This window comes from Pseudarthrobacter sp. H2, from assembly GCF_050157045.1.
In the GTDB taxonomy this organism is placed as follows: Bacteria; Actinomycetota; Actinomycetes; order Actinomycetales; family Micrococcaceae; genus Arthrobacter.
Genome location: NZ_CP189594.1, coordinates 1,939,933 through 1,955,980, shown reverse-complemented (window position 1 = coordinate 1,955,980; position 16,048 = coordinate 1,939,933). Strand labels below are relative to the sequence as shown.

Here is a 16,048-nt window from a genome sequence, read left to right as displayed (position 1 = left end):
CTTAGTCTGGTGGAGTGTTGAAGATCGGGTTGACGGGCGGCATCGCCTCAGGGAAGTCAGTGGTGGCCTCGCGCCTGCGGGAACTCGGGGCGGTGCTCGTGGACGCGGACGCGCTGGCCCGGGAGGTCGTGGAGCCGGGGACGCCCGGACTGGCACGGGTGGTCGACGCGTTCGGCGCCGGGGTGCTGAGGGCGGACGGCAGCCTGGACCGGCCCCGGCTGGGGTCCGTGGTCTTCGGAAACCCGGAACGCCTGGCCGTACTGAACGGCATCATCCACCCGCTGGTCCGGGAGCGCGCCGCCGCGCTGGTCGCCGCCGCGCTGGTCGCCGCCGCGCAGGCCAGCCCTGCGCAGGCCACGCCCGCGCATGTCAGCCCCGCGCAGGCCACGCCCGCGCATGTCAGCCCCGCCGTTGGCGGAGCCGTCGTCGTCCAGGACATCCCGCTGCTGGTGGAGACCGGGCAGGGGAGCAGCTTCCATCTGGTCCTGGTGGTGGACGCGCCGGACGATGTGCGTGTGCAACGCATGGTGGAACACCGCAACATGACCGTCGGGGACGCCCGGTCCCGGATGGCCGCGCAGGCCACGCGCGAGGAACGCCTGGCCGCCGCCGACGTCGTCCTGGCGAACTCCGGCACCCGGGACGAGCTCCGGGCCGCCGTCGACACGCTGTGGGAACAGCGGCTGGCCCCGTTTGCCCTCAACCTGGCGCAGCAGCGGATCGCCGCCCGGCCGGGCGGGCCGGTGCTCAGCGCCGCCAGTCCGGAGTGGGCGGGCCAGGCCCGCCGGCTGGCCGCCCGGCTGCAGGCGGCTGCGCCGCAGGACATCCTCGCCGTGGACCATATCGGCTCCACCGCCGTCCCCGGGCTCGAGGCCAAGGACGTGATCGACCTCCAGCTCAGCGTGCGGGACCTCGGGACGGCGGACCGGATCGTGCCGCTCCTCGCCGCGGCCGGGTTTCCGCGCTGGCCCGGCATCATCTCCGACACCCCCCGGCCCCCACACCCGGACCCCGCGGACTGGGGCAAGCGGCTGCACGGCAGCGCGGACCCCGGCCGGCCGGTGAATATCCATCTGCGCGCCGCGGGTTCGCCGGGCTGGCGCTATGCCCTGTGCTTCCGGGACTGGCTCCGGGCCGATGCCGACGCCCGACGGGACTACGTGGCCGAGAAGTGGCGGGTTGCCGCGCTGCACGGGGAGGACAAGTCGACGGCGGGCTACGCGGCGGACAAGGAGGGCTGGCTCACCGGATACGCCGCCCCCAGGATGGAAGCCTGGGCGCAGCGTACCGGCTGGCAACCGCCGTCGTACGCGTGACCGGCGTCCCGCCGAAAGCGGAATCCCGCGTGGCTTCCGGCGGGCGGCGGTAGATTAGATGCATGAGTCTTGCCCAGGAAATCAACCGCGTCGTGGCGCCCTTCGAGGTCATCAGCGACTTCCAGCCGGCGGGTGACCAGCCCGCCGCGATCGCGGAACTCACCGAACGCATCAGGAACGGCGAAAAGGACGTCGTACTGCTCGGCGCCACCGGTACGGGCAAGAGTGCGACGACGGCGTGGCTGATCGAGCAGGTCCAGCGGCCCACCCTGGTGATGGTGCAGAACAAGACCCTCGCCGCGCAGCTGGCCAATGAGTTCCGCGAACTGCTGCCCAACAACGCGGTGGAGTACTTCGTCTCCTACTACGACTACTACCAGCCCGAGGCGTACGTGGCCCAGACGGACACCTTCATCGAGAAGGACTCCTCCGTCAATGAGGAAGTTGAACGGCTCCGCCACTCGGCCACCAACGCCCTGCTGACCCGCCGCGACGTCATCGTGGTCGCCACAGTGTCCTGCATCTACGGCCTGGGCACGCCGGAGGAATACATCGCCGGGATGGTGACGCTCCGCCGGGGCGCGGAAATGAACCGGGACGACCTCCTCCGCAAGTTCGTGGCCATGCAGTACACCCGCAATGACATGGACTTCCACCGCGGCACCTTCCGGGTCCGGGGCGACACCGTGGAAATCATCCCGATGTACGAGGAACTGGCGCTCCGGATCGAGTTCTTCGGGGACGAGATTGAGAACATCCATACTCTCCATCCGCTGACCGGCGAGCTGATCCGGGACGAGACGGAGATGTACGTCTTCCCGGCCTCGCACTATGTGGCCGGGCCCGAGCGGATGGCCCGGGCCATCAAGCGGATCGAGGATGAACTCGCCGAGCGGCTGCAGGTCCTGGAAAGCCAGAACAAGCTGGTGGAGGCCCAGCGGCTCCGGATGCGCACCAACTACGACCTTGAAATGATGCAGCAGATGGGCTTCTGCAACGGCATTGAGAACTACTCGTCACACATTGACGGCCGCGCCCGGGGGACCGCACCGCACTGCCTGATCGACTACTTCCCGGACGACTTCCTGCTGGTGATCGACGAATCCCACGTCACCGTGCCGCAGATCGGCGCCATGTACGAGGGCGACATGTCCCGCAAGCGGAACCTCGTGGACTTCGGCTTCCGCCTGCCGTCGGCCATGGACAACCGTCCGCTCAAATGGGACGAATTCCTCGACCGCGTGGGCCAGACCGTCTACCTGTCTGCTACGCCGGGCAAGTATGAGCTTGGCAAGGCTGACGGCTTTGTGCAGCAGATCATCCGGCCCACCGGCCTGATCGACCCCGAGGTGGTGGTCAAGCCCACCAAGGGCCAGATAGATGACCTGCTCGGCGAGATCCGCACCCGCACCGGGAAGAACGAACGCGTCCTGGTGACCACGCTGACCAAACGGATGGCCGAGGACCTCACCGACTACCTGCTGGGCCACGGCGTCAAGGTGGAGTACCTGCACTCGGACGTGGACACCCTCCGCCGGGTGGAACTCCTCCGCGAACTCCGGATGGGTGTCTTCGACGTGCTGGTGGGCATCAACCTGCTCCGTGAAGGCCTCGACCTGCCCGAGGTCTCCCTCGTCAGCATCCTGGATGCGGACAAGGAAGGCTTCCTGCGCTCGTCCACCTCGCTGATCCAGACGATCGGCCGGGCAGCCCGCAACGTCTCCGGCCAAGTCCACATGTACGCGGACCGGATCACGGACTCGATGGCCCACGCCATTGATGAGACCAACCGGCGCCGGGCCATCCAGGTGGCGTACAACACCGAGCGCGGGATTGACCCGCAGCCGCTGCGGAAGAAGATCGCCGACATCACGGACCAGCTGGCCAAGGAGGACGCGGACACCCGCGAGCTCCTGGCGTCCGCGGGCAGGAACCGCGGCAAGGGCAAGGGCGCCTCGACCATCCGGGCCGACGGGCTCGCCGCCGCCCCCGCCGAGGACCTCGTGGGGCTGATTGAGCAGCTCACCGAACAGATGCACGCCGCCGCCGGGGAACTCCAGTTCGAGCTGGCCGCAAGGCTCCGCGACGAGGTGGGCGAGCTGAAGAAGGAACTGCGGCAGATGCAGTCCGCCGGGCACGCCTAGGGTAAAGTAGTTCGAACGTAGGGGAGTATCCCAAACGCTACGATCGTCAACACGCACGGCGAAGTCGCCGTGCCGGGCGTAGCGGGCAGCCAGGCAGCACCAGGTACGCAGTACCGGACATGCGCGGGCAGTCGGAGAGACTTACACCGCTTAGCTGTACCCTGCGAAAGGTAGCTCCGTGCCTCCCCTTCCCCTCTGGTTCGAGATCGGCTCATTCGTCGTCCTCGGCATCATCCTCGCCATCGACCTGCTGCTGGTCCTCAAACGCCCGCACGAGCCTTCCATGAAGGAGGCCGGACTGTGGGTTTCCTTCTACGTGGCCCTGGCCCTGGTCTTTGCCGGCGCCATGTTCGCCTTCACCGGTCCGGAATACGGCGGGCAGTTCGTCGCCGGCTGGGTGACCGAATACAGCCTGAGCATCGACAACCTGTTCGTGTTCATCATCATCATGGCCCGCTTCTCGGTACCGCGTAAGTACCAGCAGGAAGTCCTCATGGTGGGCATCATGATCGCGCTCATCCTGCGCGGCATCTTCATCATGCTCGGCGCGATCGTCATCGAACAGTTCAGCTGGGTCTTCTACATCTTCGGCGCCTTCCTGCTCTGGACCGCCTGGAAGCAGGCGCAGGACGAGGGCGAGGACGAGGAAGACAAGGAAAACCCGCTGATCGCCCGGATCCGCCGGATCCTGCCGATGTCAGAGAAGTTCGACGGCGGCAAGCTGCGCACCGTCGTCGACGGCAAGAAGCTGTTCACGCCGATGCTGGTTGTCTTCGTGACGATCGGCATGACGGACCTGCTGTTCGCGGTGGATTCGATCCCTGCCATCTTCGGCCTGACGCAGAGCGCCTTCATCGTCTTCACCGCCAACATCTTCGCCCTGATGGGCCTGCGCCAGCTCTACTTCCTGCTCGGCGGCCTGATGAACCGGCTGATCTACCTGAAGCACGCACTGTCGGTCATCCTCGCGTTCATCGGCGTCAAGCTGGTCCTGCACGCGATGCACGTCAACGAACTGCCGTTCATCAACGGCGGCCGGCACATCGAGTGGGCCCCGGAGATCCCCACGTATCTCTCCCTCGCGGTGATCGTCGGCACGATCATCGTGGCCGTCATCGCAAGCCTGATCAGTTCCAAGGCCACCAAGTCCAAGCTGGACGCGCGGCTGGAAGAGGACGCGCGCACGAGCCTGAGCGACGCCGGATAGCAACGGGGCCGGCCGGCGTCCGGCGGCGCCCCCGGCACCTGCGAGGGGCTGGGGGCCGGGAGGCCGGTTTGGGCGTTGAAATGGCCATCTGGCGGTTAGCTGACGAAGGATCAGCCCTCTGCCGCTGGCGGACGGAGAGGCTAGTTTCCCTGCCGGCCGGGCAGGGAGCTTCCCTGGGGATGGCGCCGCCTGCGTTCTGGCCGACGAACTCGCCCAACAGCCCGGTATCGGCGGAGCCCTTGCCGGTTTTGAAACGCGGTGGCGTCCACAGGTGGAAGACCACCGGCGGTCCGGTACGGCACATGGACGGGCCAGCCGTTGGCGCACAGGCCGCGGCCGATCAGTGGACAGTGCCCGCCCACAGAGCTAATTTGACTCAATGTACAACAACAATAGTTCCTCCGGGCGCCGCATCGTCGATCTGGTGGCCGTGGCGGTGATCGGTGACGGGGCACTGGGACTGCTGGTGCCGGCCCAACACATGACGACGTGGATCTGCGGGCCGCAGCGGTGGCGCGATCTGGTCAAGTTTTTCGCTGGGCGGCCTGGGCTGACGCGCTTGGTCGGGGCTGTGGAGATTTGCTCCGCGTTCTGGTGGGTAAGCCGGTCCCTGAATGGGAGCACACAGGCTCCAGACCGTTAACGGGGGCTGAAGCTGCTCAGGCAAAGTGCTTCCGCTGTGGACGGTTACCGGGCCCTAAGGGCGCCACGTTGGCACCACACCCGAGGTGCCGTCACTCCTTGTCGGATCCGCCCTTGCCCTGGGGGCCCACGGTTCCGTCCGAACCATAGTCGCCCTCGGTATATTGGCCGATTTCCGTCCCTGCGGTTCGGCCTAGAGCCGTTCCGGCGGCACCGTAGTCGGCCTCCACAAAGCGTCCGGCTTCTTCCGTCTCTTTGTCAGTTGAAGCGGTCAAAGCTCCCTCGCTGCCGGCAGCACCATAGTCGCCTTCGGTGTACTGGCCTTCATCGTCGCCAGCCCGGCGCCCGGCCTCAGTGCCAGCCTCGCCGAAATTGCCTTCGACATAACGGCCGCGGACCTCTGCATCCCCTGAATCCTTCCCGCTACGCGGCTCGCCACCGCGCTCATCAAACTCGTTGCTTCGCGTCATGATCTTGCCTCCACGCAATTAGCGGAGCGGTCTTCCGGCTCTTCCAATTCTAGCGAGCGCAAGGGCACATATGTAGTTGCTGATGTGCGTCACGTTCCATGAGCACCCCTCACACGGGAAACTCCGGGCCTAGACTGTGGCTCGGAGGACAATCCGAGGAGGGGCGATGGCGCCATTGAGTATTCTTGACCGGTTCAGGCCCGTCGGCGCTCCGGGACCGGCGGGTCCGGCCGGCGTGCCGGCTGCTGATGACCAGGGCCCGGCCGCGGAACTGGCGCCGGTGTTCGCCGCGCTGGCCGGCGACGCCGCATCGTGCGCGGCACTCGTTGAGGAAGCACGCCTGAGCGCGGAAGGGGACGTGGCCCGGGCCCGCGCACAAGCGGCCGCGATCGTGTCCGCGGCCCGGCTTGAAGCCGGTGCCGAGCGCGCAAAGGCGGCCGCCCGGGTCGAACAGTCCGCCTCTGAGCGGGACATGCAACTGCTGGAACAGGCACGGCGTGAGGCCGCGGCGCTGGAAGAGTCCGGGCTGGCTCGCATCCCGGCCGTCGTCGGCAAGGTCATCGACACCCTGCTGGCTGCCCAGAGCACCGGTCCGAAATGAACGCAGACTGGGTCGCGGCGTCCGTTCGGGCCCGGTCCATGGCGCAGCGCCGCGTGGGCGCCGGGGCCAGCCGGGCGATGGCATCCCAGCCGACGCTGGACCGTGCGCTGTCCTTGCTGCAGGAATCAAGCTATGCGGAGCGTCTCAGCGGGGCGCCAGGACTGGCGGCCGCCGAACGCGCCCTTCAGGAGACCGTCCTGTGGCAACTGCGCGTGCTGGCAGGGTGGCTTCCGGCACCGGGCACCGCCCTCGCACGGGCCGCTGCGGGGATTTTCGAAATCGAGAACGTCATGGCCTTGGCCCGCCAGCTCGCCGGCGGGGCAAATGGCCCCGAGCCCTACCGCCTGGGTGCCCTGGCGACCGCATGGCCCCGGTTGCGCTCGGCCGGATCGAGCGAACAACTCGCCACGATCCTGCGCGCTACGGCCTGGGGTGATGTCGGCGCTGCCGGCCTGGGCCCGCTCCGGGACGCGCTGACCGTGGTTTGGGCGCGCCGCCTGGCTGATGTGGCACCCCCGGCGCGGCCGTGGTGTGGTGCGGTGTGTGTCCTTACCGCGGCCCGGATCCTGACTGTCGACGGCGTTGCCCCGTCGGAGCCGGTCCTTCACCTGTTGCGCCCAGTTCTCGGCCGCTCCTGGGAAGGCGCCACCAGTATCGCCGGGTTCTCTTCCGCGCTTCCGCCGTCCCTGCGGACGGTGGTTGTTGGCATTGCGTCACCGAAGGAGCTGTGGCGTGCGGAGGCCCGGATGTGCGCTGCGGTGGAGCAGGACGGTTTCCGGCTGCTCCGCGGTTCCATGCCCGGTCCGGACGTTGTGCTGGGCGCCATTGCGGTCCTGTCCATCGATGCGTGGCGGGTCCGGGCGGCGCTGACTGCCGCTGCTGCGGGCGCCGGGTCAAGCGAGGTGCTCGATGAAGCGGCGTGAATCCCTGGCTCCCGTCCGGATGGAGCGGGTGGCCCTGGTGGTGCCCGAGCAGGACCGGCGGCGCCTGCTCATCGAAGTGGCACGCAGCGCCCTCGTCGAACTGGACCTCCCGTACGAACCCGGTAACGGCGCCGAGGAACTGGACAAAGCGGTGGCGGCGGCTATCGTCTCCGGGCCGTCAGCGGCTCTGGTGGGGTGGATGCCCCGGCACGGGATTCCGTGGCTGACGGCAGCGCTCGCCCCGTTCGGGGCGGCGGTCGTCCCGCTGCCCCGGCCGAAGTGGATCCAACCTCCCACGATGCTCAGCGGCGGGGGCCGAACAAGCGTCTCCCGGACGCTCGTGGATACCTATGGAACCGTTCCCTACGCGGATCTGGATCCTTCGCGCCTCGCCGGGATCGCCTATGTCCTGATGTTCGGGATGATGTTCGGCGATGTCGGACACGGTGCGATCTTGCTGGCCGCCGGTCTGCTGTTGCGCGGCGGCCGCATCAAGAGACTGGCCAAACTCCAAAGAACCTGGCTTTTCGTGAGCGGAGCCGGGCTGACTGCCATGGTCTTCGGAGCGCTCTACGGGGAGGCCTTCGGCCCCACCGGGTTGGTGCCCGTGCTGTGGCTGGAGCCCTTGGCGAACCCGGTCCCGCTCCTGGTGGCCGGACTGGGGATCGGAGCGTTCCTGCTTGCCGGCGCCTATGCCATCGGCACTATCAACCGCGTCAGGGAGGGAGGCTGGGGATACGCCCTGTATGCCCGCTCCGGCATCGCCGGCTCCCTGCTATTCCTCGCCGTGGGGCTTCTCGTCTGGGGACTCGGCACAGGAACCGGGCTACTGACGGCGGCCGCCGTCATCGTCTCTCTCGCCGCGCTGGTCTTCATCTTCATCGGCCTCTTCGTTGCAGCCGGAGGAGGTGTCACCGCCGTCTTCCAGTCCATCATCGAACTCGTTGACACTGTGATCCGTCTGGGCTCGAACCTTGTCTCCTTTGCCCGCCTCGCTGCCTTCGGGCTGACCCACGCCGCGCTGCTGATGGTGGTCTGGAACGGGACGACGGCCTTGTGGGCACCGGATTGGCGCGCCGCCGCAGCCGTCCTGCTGTTCATTGTGGGCAATGCCGTAACCTTCGCGCTCGAAGCGCTGGTGGCAGGAATCCAGGCCCTGCGCCTTGAATACTACGAACTGTTTTCCCGCATCTTCCAGTCCGAGGGCCGCCCTTTCAAGCCGTGGTCACCCGAGCTCAGCACCGCCGGAGCCCCCGGCACCGATCCTTCGATTGTCCACTCCGGCACACCGGCTGAAAGGCAACTACCGTGAACCTCTGGTTCGGCACCATTCCCGTATTCCTCATCGCGGCAACAGGAGCCATCCTCCTCGTCAAGCGCTGGCGAAAGTCGGCATTCAAGATTCTGGCAGCCCTCAACGTCGCCGTGATGGGCGGATCCCTGGCCCTACTGGCCGGCGCGCTGAGTGCAGGCCCGGCGGCCGCATCGGGCGGGGTGGCTCCGGCTATCGCCGCAGCAGCCACGGAGACACCGGCCGGCGCCGGCGGCTCAGCGCTGATCGCGGCGGCGATCGCCGTGGCCGGTTCCTCTATCGGTGCGGCATTTGCCGTTGCCTACACCGGATCGGCGGCGCTGGCGGCCATGAGTGAACGCCCGGAAATCTTCGGCCGGGCGATGGTTGTGGTCGGTCTGGCGGAAGGGATCGCCATCTACGGCCTGATCATCGCCATCATCCTTATCGGCAAGGCGTGAGCGCGGGAGCTGGAACGATGCCCGAAACCATTGCCGCGATCGGTGAGGAGGCCCTTTTGGACGGGTTCCGTCTCGCCGGCGTCAGCGTCTTCGCAGGCTCCACCGATGAGGAAATCCTCCGCGCCTGGACGGCACTGCCCAAAAACACGGCAATCGTCATCCTCACGCCCCGCTCCGCGCGCGCACTGGACCCGGTTCTGGCCGATCCCCGCTCGCCCATGACCGTGGTGCTTCCCGCATGACCGGGCTGGCACGGGAATCCGACACCGCATTGGAGCCAGTGCGCACGGCACTCCGGGCGGCGGCCGAAAAGCAGGCCTCCGGGCTCCGCGACGACGCCAGCAGCCAGGCCAGCGCGTTGTTGGATGCCGCACGGGCCGAAGCCGCAGGGATGCTCGCCGCCGCGGCCACGGAGGGCGAGGCCGCCGCGGCCGCCGAGGCTGCACTGCGCTCAGCGCGGGCGCGCCGGCAGGCACACGAGCTGGTCCTGGCACAGCGCAGTTCCCTGCGGCTGGAACTCCACCGCCGGGTGCGGGAGGCTGCGGCGGGACTCACGTCAGATCCCCGGTACGCGGAGCTGGTGACTCGGCTGACGGACCAATGCCGCGAGCTGCTCGGGCCGGACGCCGTCGTCTCCGAGAGCTCCGAGGGCGGTGTCGTCGCGGAGGCCGGCTCGCGTCGGCTGGATCTTTCCCTTCCAATCCTGGCCGGGATGACGATGGATTCCATGCCTGAGGTGCGTGAGTTGTGGACCCGGTAGCAGTTCGGCGGGACGGCACCGTCGTGCGTGTGAACGGGCCGCTGGTCGAAATCGAGGGGGTGGAAGGGCTGTCCATGCTTGAGCTGATCGCCGTCGGCCCCCGGCGCATCAGCGCGGAGACCGTCGCCGTTGCCGGGACACGGGCAACGCTGCAGGCCTACGAATACACCGGCGGGCTGAAAGCCGGCGATGCTGCTGTCCCTACCGGCGGCGAGCTGTCTGGGCTGATGGGTCCGGGCCTGCTCGGGCAGGTCTTTGACGGGCTGATGCGGCCGCTGTCGTCGGCGCCGATGTGGCTGACCCCGGAACGCTCGGGATCCGCAGAGGACCCCACGGTCCTGGCCCGCGAATGGACCTTTAAACCGGAAGCCGTGGCCGGTGCCAGCGTCTCTCCCGGCGATATCCTTGGCATCGTGCCGGATTCCGGGTCAGTAGTGCACCGGGTCCTGGTGCCGGCGGGCGTGTCCGGTGAGCTGAGCTGGCTGGCGCCGGAGAGCCGGGTCCACGTGCTCGATACGGTAGCCGTGATCGGCGGCCACGCGGTGGCGCTCTCCGAACGCTGTCCGGTGCGCCGGCCCCGTCCTTTCCGGTCCCGACACAGCGGCACCGTGCCGCTGCACACCGGCCAGCGGGTCCTGGACCTGATGTTTCCGGTGGCGCGCGGGGCTGCTGCGGCGGTTCCGGGCGGATTCGGAACGGGCAAGACGATGATGCTGCAGCAGATTGCCAAGTGGAGCGATGCAGATGTCATCGTCTATGTGGGCTGCGGGGAACGGGGCAACGAAATGGCCGACGTCCTCGACGGGCTCTCGCAGTTGGAGGACGGACGCACGGAGGGCAAGCTGATCGACCGTACCGTCATCATCGCCAACACCTCCAATATGCCCATGATGGCTCGTGAGGCGAGCATCTTCACCGGGATCACGGTGGCGGAGTACTACCGCGATATGGGGTACGACGTCGTCGTGATCGCGGACTCGACCTCCCGCTGGGCCGAAGCGCTGCGTGAATTCGCCAACCGCAACGGGGACCTTCCTGCCGAGGAGGGATACCCTGCCAATCTTGCGTCCGAACTGGCCTCTTTCTACGAGCGGGCCGGCCGTGTCACGACGCTCGGTGGGAAGACTGCATCAGTGACAGTGATCGGGGCGGTTTCCCCGCCTGGTGGTGACATGACGGAGCCGGTCACCACGGACTCCCAGCGGTTCGTCCGGTCCCTGTGGATGCTGGACCGGGACCTGGCATACTCCCGTCATTATCCGGCCGTGAGCTGGACAGGCTCCTTTGCCCGCGATGCGGAAGCCCTCGGAATCTGGCATGCGGCCAACGGGGATCCGGGCTGGGCCGCCCGCCGGGCCAGGGCCGCCGCCCTGCTGGCCGAATCGGACCGGCTGTCCGAACTGGCGGAGATCATCGGGACCTCGTCGTTGCCGGGCCACGAACGGATGGTGCTGCTCGGCGGCCGCCTGCTCCGGGACGGCGTGCTGATGCAGAATGCGCTGAGCGCCAACGATGGGTTCTGTTCTGCGGGGAAAGGCGCCGCCTTGCTGGACCTCGTGCTCGACGTCGTCGATGCGTGCCAGAGACTCGTGGGAGGCGGCGTGGCAGCCACCACCATCGAGCAAGCCGATCTCGGTCCGGTCCTTCGGGCCCGTGAAGAAACGGGCCCCTCGGACGCGTCGGCTGTCAAAGCCCGCAGCGGCGAGGTGCTCAAGGCCTTGGAGGACCTGCAATGAACGATGTAATAGGCCCAGCGTCCGTCGTTGCCGGACCCGTGCCGCTGTCCCGGGGCATCGCCGCCCGGATCTCCCATGGAGACGTGCGGGAGCTCCGCGGGCCCCTGCTCATTGCGGGCGGGATCGAGGGGGTCGGCTGGGATGAATTTGCCACCGTTGACATGGACGGCGGCGAGCGCCGCCACGGCCTCGTCCTTGAAGTGGACCAGGACCTGGCCACCTTGCAGGTGCTCGAAAGCACCGACGGTATGTCGCTCGGAGGGATCCGGATCCGCTTTGAGGGCCGTCCCCTGCACATCCAGGTGGGAACGGAATGGCTCGGGCGGGTCTGCAACGGACGCGGCGAACCGCTCGACGGCGGACCGCCGGTGACTGGCACGGCAACCCTTCCGGTCAGCGGCTGGCCCCTGAACCCGGTCCACCGGGAACCCCCGCAGGAACCGGTTCTCACCGGCATTTCGGTCATCGATGGGTTGACCACCCTGGTCAGGGGGCAGAAACTGCCCATCTTTTCCGTACCTGGTCTCCCGCACCTGACGCTGGCGACCCAGATCGCGGCGCAGGCCACCTCCGGCGGCCAGCCGTTCCGGGTGGTGTTCGCTGCCATGGGTTTGACCCATGCGGACATTGCGTATGTCCGTGACCGTCTTGAAGAACGTTCGGCAGGGGGAGAGCTGGTTCTCCTCCTGAACGCCGCCGACGATCCGGTCATTGAACGGATCCTTACACCGCGGATCGCCCTGACCATCGCCGAGCACCTCGCCTACACCGAGGGCCACGACGTTCTGGTGATCATGTCGGATATGACGAGTTACGCCGAGGCGGTCCGCGAAGTGTCCGCGGCCCGGCGGGAAATCCCGGCCCGGCGGGGCTACCCAGGTTATCTGTACAGCGACCTCGCCACCCTCTACGAGCGCTGCGGGCGGGTCAAGGGCCACGCTGGCTCGGTAACGATCGTTCCGGTGCTGACGATGCCGGCCGGCGACATCACCCACCCGGTGCCGGACCTGACCGGCTACATCACCGAGGGCCAAATTGTCCTTGCACCCGAAATAGACGCCCGTGGCATCTACCCGCCGGTGGACGTCCTGTCCTCGCTGTCACGGCTGATGCGCAGCGGCGCGGGCAAGGACCGGACGCGTGAGGACCATCTCGACGTGGCAGCCCAGGTGCTGGCCGCCATGGCCCGCGCCCGGCAGGCCACTGAGCTGGCCGAACTGGTGGGCGCGGCGGCGCTGAGCGAAACCGACCGCAGCTACATCAGGTACCGGACACTGGTGGAGAACGGGCTCTTCAACCAGGGACGGGACGAAATCCGGTCCCTGGACGATACCCTGGTCCGGGCGTGGGCGGCGCTGGGTGCGCTGCCTGAACAGGAGCTGACCATGCTCTCGACCACGTTCCTGGACCGATACCTTCCCCACAGCGATGACCTGCCATGAGCGCCATGGGACGGGCCGCCAGGGTACGGGTCGAGCGCCGGTTGACGACGGCCCGCCACGGCGCCCGTCTGCTGGACCGTAAGCAGCACATTCTGGCGGACGAGCTGGAACGGCTTCAGCTCCGCGCGGAACTGGCCCGCTCGGAGTGGGAAGATCTCGCGAGGGACGCCGCGCTCTGGCTGCGCCGCTCTGCCGCACTGGACGGAAGCGGACACGCGGAGGCAGCGGCCCCGTCGGAGCCTGCCGGAGTCCAGCTGCGCTGGGGCAGCGCGATGGGCGTTCCGTATCCGGAGGATCCCCAGTGCAGGCTCCCGGCGGCGCCCCAGACAGGCGGGAGCTCAGCCCTGGCCTACACTGCCGTCGTTCATCGCGAGGCTCTCGAAGCCGGCGTGCGCTACGCCGCGGTCCAGCGTGCGGAACTGCTCCTGGCTGCCGAACTTGCTGCGACCCGGACCCGGCAGCGGGCGGTTGAAAACCGCTGGATTCCCAGGCTGGAAAATGAGCTGCTGGATATCAGGCGGCAGCTTGACGCGCAGGAACTCGAAGAAAGCCTGCGCCTGCGCTGGGCCGCTGACCGCAACTCCGGGAACGCAGGCAGGCCGGCGCAGGCTTCCGGCACGAAAGGGGTGTCATGAGCGATGTGATCCTGGTGGCCGTGAATGACTCCCGGGCAGCGTTCCGGGCCGCCGAAGTGGCGGTCGACTATGCGCGCAGGCTCGGCGCAAGTCTCAGGGTCGTGACGGTCAGGGAGCCCGGGGCGCTTGACAGGCATCCCGGCGCCATTGACCCGGCCACCCTGGCAAGACATGCCGATCTGGCAGCCGAAGCAGCGCTCAGCCACGTGGCCGCGCTGGGGGCCGCAGCGGGAGTTGACGTCTCGTTCAGCCAGCGCTCCGGCCGGGTTGCGGCCGAGATCCTGGCCGAGGCCCGTGCCGTTAAAGCGGCACTGGTCGTCGTTGCACTGGTGGACCGCCCCGGCAACGCGACGCCCTATATCGGCAGTCACACCCTCCGGGTTCTGGAGTTCTCAGGCGTCCCTGTGATGGTGGTACCGCTGCGCGGGGCATCCTGAGTACCCTGCCCGAACAGGGCCAGGGTCTGGCGTTCCTCAGGCGTTGGTCTGGTTCACACTGCGCCGCCTGCCGGAGCACGTTTCCGGTGCCGGACAAAGGCGAGTCGCAGGACGGAGACGGATGCCAGGGAAGCTCCGATCAGCAGCAAGGTGGCCTGGTCGTGGAGGATGAGCTGGATCACCAGGACGACCAGGGCGCCGAGGCAGGCCAGAAATCCGGTACCGCTGACCAGCCGTGGCCAGAACCCGATCAGGACGCGGGCTGCGAGAAGGTTTGCAGTTCCGAAGACGGCCAGGAAAACGGCCGATCCGAAGGTCAGCAGGGCGGTGATGTCCGGCAGCATGGCGAAGGCGGCACCGAACACCGCCAGGAAGACGAGTGCGGTGACGGGCAGCCCGGCCCGGCTTTTTGCGAACACGGCCGGCAGCTCGTGCGACAGCGCGATCTCGTGCATCTGGCGCGCCGTGGAGAACAGGGTGGCGTTGATCGCAGAGCTCGCCGCCAGAAGCGCCCCGAGGCTCGCGATCCAGTACCCCGCCGTCCCCAGGGCGGCCTGGCCGGCCGCGGCGAATGCCACTTCCTTCTGCGCGACAATGATGCCGTCGCTGACCAGCATTTGGGAGCCGATCGTCACGGTGACGTAGACCAGCGTTACGATCGCGACCGAGAGGTAAAGTGCCCGTGGCAGCGTCCAGCGTGGCCTTACGAGGTCATCGTAGTCGTAGGAGAGCAGCTCGAACCCCTCGTAGGCGACGAAGATGGATACCGATGCAACGATGACACCGGCCAGACCCTTGTCATCCAGCGGAGCCAGGCGCTCCGGGGAGAAGTGCGCGAACCCGATGGCGGAGATCAGGGCCAGAACAGCGACCTTGATCAGGACCACGAGGTCCTCGGACAGTGCCGATGCGCCCACGCCGCGCAGGTTGATCCCCAGAAACACCAGCAGGATCAGGACCGCGAAACCGTCCGCGAAAACCCAAGGCAAACCAAAAGCGTGGGCCGCGTAGTGGCCGAAGGTGAACCCATAGACCGCTAACGCGATCAGATAACCGAACATCAGCAACCACGAGATGTAGGAGCCGGCGCGCGGGTACCCGGCATTGTGCAGGTAGACGAAGAGGCCGCCGGAGCGTCCGGCCCGGGCCGAGAGCGCCGCGAAGGAATGCGCGGTCACCATGGCGATGGCCCCTCCGATGATGAAGCTTCCGACAGCCAGATGTCCGGCAAGCGCGACGGTGACACCCAGGACGCTGAAGATGCCCCCGCCGATCATGCCCCCGACCGCCATCGCCACAGCATCACGCAGGCGGAGCTTACCGAGTCCCTTGTCCCGGCGCGCGGCCGTCCGGGGATGGAACGCCGTCTTCGGTGTCGCAGGTCCCGCATTCATATTGTGCGCCCAATCTCTATGCCAGTGGCGGCTGGCTCCAGTGCCTGCGCCGACCGTAGCACTGACTTTGAACGGCGCGGGCACTTGAGGTCTAGGATGCTCATTGAGGCCAGTGAAGGGAAAGACAAATGACCAGTATCAGCGCATTCACGATTGTGGTGGGGTTTGACGGTTCCGAACATTCTCAGACAGCACTGAGCTGGGCCATGGATGAGGCCCGACAGCGCGACGGTCAGCTCCGCCTGGTCACTGCCTGGAACAAGGCGCCGATGGCCTGGTATCCGGCGGTGCTGGAAACGGCGGCGGGTGAAATCGCCGCCGAAGAGTCCCCGGAGCAGATCGCAGGGACGCTTCAGGCTGAGGCGCTGAAGTCCGCTGCAGATGAGGGCGTGACCGCCACCGGGCAGGTCGTTCCCAGTGATTCACCGGCTTCGGCAATACTCGACGCTGCCCAGGACGCGGATCTTGTCGTCGTTGGCTCCCGCGGGCACGGCGGATTTCCCGGTTTGCACCTGGGCTCGGTCACGACCCAGGTCATCAGCCACGCACCGTGCCCCGTCCTGGTCGTCCGGCCCAAGGCCACGTGAGG

The 16,048-nt window shown here is 67.6% G+C and carries 16 protein-coding genes; 14 read left to right on the top strand and 2 right to left on the bottom strand.

Annotated elements, in window-relative coordinates; genetic code table 11:
* Positions 1 to 14: 14 nt before the first annotated feature.
* From coaE to ACQCSZ_RS09225, 3 genes are all read left to right on the top strand, one after another.
* Entirely contained in the window at positions 15 to 1,316 is a 1,302-nt protein-coding gene (gene coaE / locus ACQCSZ_RS09235) for a dephospho-CoA kinase (protein ID WP_427007711.1), read from the top strand.
* 62 nt (positions 1,317 to 1,378) lie between these two features.
* Positions 1,379 to 3,460: an excinuclease ABC subunit UvrB gene (uvrB, locus tag ACQCSZ_RS09230; RefSeq protein WP_427007710.1), complete on the top strand. Its 2,082-nt coding sequence runs from the start codon at positions 1,379 to 1,381 to the stop codon at positions 3,458 to 3,460.
* Between the two features lie 178 nt (positions 3,461 to 3,638).
* Positions 3,639 to 4,667 (top strand): TerC family protein, encoded by a 1,029-nt coding sequence (locus ACQCSZ_RS09225; protein WP_427007709.1) that lies wholly within the window; start codon positions 3,639 to 3,641, stop codon positions 4,665 to 4,667.
* Positions 4,668 to 5,401: 734 nt separating this feature from the next.
* On the opposite strand, the gene ACQCSZ_RS09220 is transcribed toward ACQCSZ_RS09225, so the two are convergent.
* The gene (locus ACQCSZ_RS09220) at positions 5,402 to 5,779 is read right to left on the bottom strand and encodes a hypothetical protein (protein ID WP_427007708.1); all 378 of its coding nucleotides are present in this window, start codon (positions 5,777 to 5,779) and stop codon (positions 5,402 to 5,404) included.
* Positions 5,780 to 5,945: 166 nt separating this feature from the next.
* Here ACQCSZ_RS09220 and ACQCSZ_RS09215 point away from each other — a divergent pair, with 166 nt between their 5' ends.
* From ACQCSZ_RS09215 to ACQCSZ_RS09170, 10 genes are read left to right on the top strand one after another with little or no spacing between them, the layout of a single operon-like run.
* On the top strand, positions 5,946 to 6,380 hold the full coding sequence (locus tag ACQCSZ_RS09215) for a hypothetical protein (protein ID WP_427007707.1): 435 nt from the start codon (positions 5,946 to 5,948) through the stop codon (positions 6,378 to 6,380).
* Positions 6,377 to 7,303 (top strand): hypothetical protein, encoded by a 927-nt coding sequence (locus tag ACQCSZ_RS09210; RefSeq protein WP_427007706.1) that lies wholly within the window; start codon positions 6,377 to 6,379, stop codon positions 7,301 to 7,303. The genes ACQCSZ_RS09215 and ACQCSZ_RS09210 overlap by 4 nt, the downstream gene beginning before the upstream one ends.
* Positions 7,290 to 8,615, top strand: a complete 1,326-nt coding sequence (locus tag ACQCSZ_RS09205) for a V-type ATPase 116kDa subunit family protein (RefSeq protein WP_427007705.1) — start codon at positions 7,290 to 7,292, stop codon at positions 8,613 to 8,615. The genes ACQCSZ_RS09210 and ACQCSZ_RS09205 overlap by 14 nt, the downstream gene beginning before the upstream one ends.
* Complete coding sequence (locus ACQCSZ_RS09200) at positions 8,612 to 9,055, top strand: ATP synthase subunit C (RefSeq protein ID WP_427007704.1); 444 nt, start codon at positions 8,612 to 8,614, stop codon at positions 9,053 to 9,055. Before ACQCSZ_RS09205 ends, ACQCSZ_RS09200 begins: the two co-directional genes overlap by 4 nt.
* A gap of 17 nt (positions 9,056 to 9,072) precedes the next feature.
* Positions 9,073 to 9,297: a V-type ATP synthase subunit F gene (locus ACQCSZ_RS09195; protein WP_427007703.1), complete on the top strand. Its 225-nt coding sequence runs from the start codon at positions 9,073 to 9,075 to the stop codon at positions 9,295 to 9,297.
* On the top strand, positions 9,294 to 9,815 hold the full coding sequence (locus tag ACQCSZ_RS09190) for a hypothetical protein (protein ID WP_427007702.1): 522 nt from the start codon (positions 9,294 to 9,296) through the stop codon (positions 9,813 to 9,815). The genes ACQCSZ_RS09195 and ACQCSZ_RS09190 overlap by 4 nt, the downstream gene beginning before the upstream one ends.
* Complete coding sequence (locus ACQCSZ_RS09185; protein WP_427007701.1) at positions 9,803 to 11,551, top strand: V-type ATP synthase subunit A; 1,749 nt, start codon at positions 9,803 to 9,805, stop codon at positions 11,549 to 11,551. The genes ACQCSZ_RS09190 and ACQCSZ_RS09185 overlap by 13 nt, the downstream gene beginning before the upstream one ends.
* Positions 11,548 to 12,993: a V-type ATP synthase subunit B gene (locus ACQCSZ_RS09180; protein WP_427007700.1), complete on the top strand. Its 1,446-nt coding sequence runs from the start codon at positions 11,548 to 11,550 to the stop codon at positions 12,991 to 12,993. Before ACQCSZ_RS09185 ends, ACQCSZ_RS09180 begins: the two co-directional genes overlap by 4 nt.
* Positions 12,990 to 13,628, top strand: coding sequence for a V-type ATP synthase subunit D (locus tag ACQCSZ_RS09175; RefSeq protein ID WP_427007699.1), 639 nt, complete (start codon positions 12,990 to 12,992; stop codon positions 13,626 to 13,628). The genes ACQCSZ_RS09180 and ACQCSZ_RS09175 overlap by 4 nt, the downstream gene beginning before the upstream one ends.
* Positions 13,625 to 14,065 (top strand): universal stress protein, encoded by a 441-nt coding sequence (locus ACQCSZ_RS09170; RefSeq protein ID WP_427007698.1) that lies wholly within the window; start codon positions 13,625 to 13,627, stop codon positions 14,063 to 14,065. The genes ACQCSZ_RS09175 and ACQCSZ_RS09170 overlap by 4 nt, the downstream gene beginning before the upstream one ends.
* Positions 14,066 to 14,118: 53 nt before the next feature.
* On the opposite strand, the gene ACQCSZ_RS09165 is transcribed toward ACQCSZ_RS09170, so the two are convergent.
* Complete coding sequence (locus ACQCSZ_RS09165; RefSeq protein WP_427007697.1) at positions 14,119 to 15,459, bottom strand: APC family permease; 1,341 nt, start codon at positions 15,457 to 15,459, stop codon at positions 14,119 to 14,121.
* Positions 15,460 to 15,587: 128 nt separating this feature from the next.
* On the opposite strand from ACQCSZ_RS09165, the gene ACQCSZ_RS09160 reads away from it, so the two are divergent.
* Positions 15,588 to 16,046 carry a universal stress protein gene (locus ACQCSZ_RS09160; RefSeq protein WP_427007696.1) on the top strand — a complete coding sequence of 153 codons (459 nt, stop codon included), beginning with the start codon at positions 15,588 to 15,590 and terminating at the stop codon, positions 16,044 to 16,046.
* Positions 16,047 to 16,048: the final 2 nt, after the last annotated feature.

What these genes read in the sequence shown, in the direction of transcription:
- uvrB (WP_427007710.1), top strand. Translation starts at nt 1,379, where the DNA reads ATGAGTCTTGCCCAGGAAATCAACCGCGTCGTGGCGCCCTTCGAGGTC.
- ACQCSZ_RS09220 (WP_427007708.1), bottom strand. Translation starts at nt 5,779, where the DNA reads ATGACGCGAAGCAACGAGTTTGATGAGCGCGGTGGCGAGCCGCGTAGC.
- ACQCSZ_RS09215 (WP_427007707.1), top strand. Translation starts at nt 5,946, where the DNA reads ATGGCGCCATTGAGTATTCTTGACCGGTTCAGGCCCGTCGGCGCTCCG.
- ACQCSZ_RS09210 (WP_427007706.1), top strand. Translation starts at nt 6,377, where the DNA reads ATGAACGCAGACTGGGTCGCGGCGTCCGTTCGGGCCCGGTCCATGGCG.
- ACQCSZ_RS09205 (WP_427007705.1), top strand. Translation starts at nt 7,290, where the DNA reads ATGAAGCGGCGTGAATCCCTGGCTCCCGTCCGGATGGAGCGGGTGGCC.
- ACQCSZ_RS09195 (WP_427007703.1), top strand. Translation starts at nt 9,073, where the DNA reads ATGCCCGAAACCATTGCCGCGATCGGTGAGGAGGCCCTTTTGGACGGG.
- ACQCSZ_RS09190 (WP_427007702.1), top strand. Translation starts at nt 9,294, where the DNA reads ATGACCGGGCTGGCACGGGAATCCGACACCGCATTGGAGCCAGTGCGC.
- ACQCSZ_RS09180 (WP_427007700.1), top strand. Translation starts at nt 11,548, where the DNA reads ATGAACGATGTAATAGGCCCAGCGTCCGTCGTTGCCGGACCCGTGCCG.
- ACQCSZ_RS09175 (WP_427007699.1), top strand. Translation starts at nt 12,990, where the DNA reads ATGAGCGCCATGGGACGGGCCGCCAGGGTACGGGTCGAGCGCCGGTTG.
- ACQCSZ_RS09170 (WP_427007698.1), top strand. Translation starts at nt 13,625, where the DNA reads ATGAGCGATGTGATCCTGGTGGCCGTGAATGACTCCCGGGCAGCGTTC.
- ACQCSZ_RS09165 (WP_427007697.1), bottom strand. Translation starts at nt 15,459, where the DNA reads ATGAATGCGGGACCTGCGACACCGAAGACGGCGTTCCATCCCCGGACG.
- ACQCSZ_RS09160 (WP_427007696.1), top strand. Translation starts at nt 15,588, where the DNA reads ATGACCAGTATCAGCGCATTCACGATTGTGGTGGGGTTTGACGGTTCC.